We start from the raw sequence: 2,338 nt of genomic DNA, 5'->3' as shown, positions 1-2,338 counted from the left end.
TCTATGGTTAACGCCTTCTGAGAGGAACAAGAAAAATTAAAAGCACTTAATACTAATAAAATAAAAATAGTCTTTTTCATAATTAATTATTTTTTACACTTCGAGCCTTTTGCGTCACCTGTAGAGCTGTTATTAGCTGTGCCCTCCGCATTATTTGCCGCTAATATGGATGTTCTTTGACCTTCAGGTAGTGCTAAAAAGGCACTCGTGTATGAGTTATCAGGATTTTTTATCATACCACCTGACCAAGCAAGATTATTATAATAACTCTGTGGCAATCTATGGCTGTCCCAAACCGCTAATGAATATCCTATAGCTTCCGCATACTCCGCCATAAAAGCATGATCAGCAACATTGGAACCAGATATTTTCCTATATTCTTGCATTTCGGCAGCAAAATCACCTGTAAAATTAATACTTATTATTTGTCCTATAAAGGCATGCAAAGATTCGTGTATTAATGTTCGAGCAATGGCTAGGCGAGTTGCATTTCTTACGAAGTCATCATCCAATGCAACTATCCAAGTTGGAACGCCATTTGAATTATCGGTCTCAGGAAGTGTGTTTGCATTTATACCTGCACCTCTTTCACTTATTTGAAAACTCAAGTGAAATTCCTCACTGTTATCAAACATATCCAAGATACCTTGTGATAAATGCCCTGTTCCACTTATTTCTCCAGGACTAGGTGAAACTAAGTTTTTCATGTCCTTATAACTTAGACCTTTTATAATATTTTCAACACAAGGATTATTTAGATCATCTAAGTCAAGTTTATCAAACATTGATCCTTCGTTAACCGGAAATAACAATTCCCCTTCTGGACAGTCATCATCTTTACCTGTAAAATAACCATTTTTTTGATCATCACCTCCCTCAGATTCAAATGACTCACAAAAACATCCATCCCCTCCATAAACCGTTCCTTTCTCTTGAGTTGTATTAGTGCCGCCATCTGAACTACCTAACGTTGTCCATCCAATGCTCGTACCTCCACTTGTAGAAATATCCCCATTTGATGTTCCTCCACCCCCGCCAGTTCCTGTTCCTGCACTACTTCCACCAGATGAGCCCCCTGATACTTCTCCACAAGGATCATTGGGTACATATACTTCATATTTATTTCTATTAGATCCTTTGAAAAAACTTTTAAAGGAATAATAATTAATTTTTGGTACACCACCTATACTCTTAATAAAATCTGAATTAAGATCCATAAAATAGGACGGTTCCATATTATATTCTAGAACAGCCATGGGGATCTTTTTTCCACTCTTTCTTTCAGTTGCCAAAAGATTATAAAATGCATTTTCTTTTCCATTTTTTAAATATAAGCGAAAAGCATAAGTTACATTTCCTACGGAATCTGTAACAGCCTGAACGTTTTGAGTATCTAAATAGTAATTAGATTCATTATTTCTGCTAGACATAGTTGAAATATCCTGCTTTGTAATGGCAACAACTTCATCCATTATATGAGGTATTTGAGATGAATCTAAAAATCTAACCTCGTTTTTATAATTTAATACCTCATCCTGGGATATAGTATTGTCTGGAAGTTGCTCTTGTTCGCACCCAACAAAAAAAAAGAAAGACGAGAATAAAAGGATAATCAGATGTTTGATTTTTTTCATAACGATTAATTTCTATTATTTGATGATTTATGCAAACAAAGTATAGATAATAATCGATATTAGGTTATAGAAAAACCATAGTATTTTTATGGTTTTTGTCTATAGCGCTGATTACAAATGCTTTATAAGTCCTTAAAATATTAATAATTTTCCTATGTGACCACCATAAACTAGATATCAATAATAAACTTTGAGATCAATAGAATTATAGTATTTAATCTATCCGGAAATATTTTTATCAGCATATTAAACTTTTTGAACACCTCGTACTACATTGTAGTTCTTTTGATGTAGATTTCAGTTCTACTAATTTGATTCTTGCTTTTTCCAGGGTCATACAAGTCCACGCCCAAATCCCAAAGGCTTTATCTGAAGGATAACTGACCGTGCCGAAACGACGATTTAGACGTTTTTTGAACACTTCATAGTGTCTTTGACCATTATGCTCGACTTCATAGATAAAACCCCAGTCTGTCTTGCTTATTTGGACAATATATTCAAATCTCCTTAGGAACATTGCTATACTTATTCAGGCTATCGCCTTCCTTGAACTGTCCTTTGCCTATAATTTCATCTTGTTCTATTTTCCATATAATTTATTGATTATTATTCTTATAAGATGTGCTAATATTCATAGATAATAATTCTATCTTTATTCCTTTAATTCTTGCATAGAAAGGTAAGAGAATAATTAAACGTTAGCA

Annotated in this window: 1 protein-coding gene; it reads right to left on the bottom strand. The window is 33.7% G+C overall.

All coding sequences use genetic code 11. The features are described from left to right. Positions 1 to 86: 86 nt before the first annotated feature. Positions 87 to 1,634 (bottom strand): hypothetical protein, encoded by a 1,548-nt coding sequence (locus WBM60_RS16465; protein WP_424283346.1) that lies wholly within the window; start codon positions 1,632 to 1,634, stop codon positions 87 to 89. Positions 1,635 to 2,338 lie beyond the last annotated feature (704 nt).

This window comes from Eudoraea sp. (assembly GCF_049669105.1).
Lineage (GTDB): Bacteria > Bacteroidota > Bacteroidia > Flavobacteriales > Flavobacteriaceae > Eudoraea.
Note: the sequence above shows the minus strand (reverse complement) of the source record. Positions and strands in the feature narration are given on the sequence as shown.

Excerpts from the sequence above, each read along its gene's own strand:
- WBM60_RS16465 (WP_424283346.1), bottom strand. The coding sequence starts at position 1,634 with ATGAAAAAAATCAAACATCTGATTATCCTTTTATTCTCGTCTTTCTTT.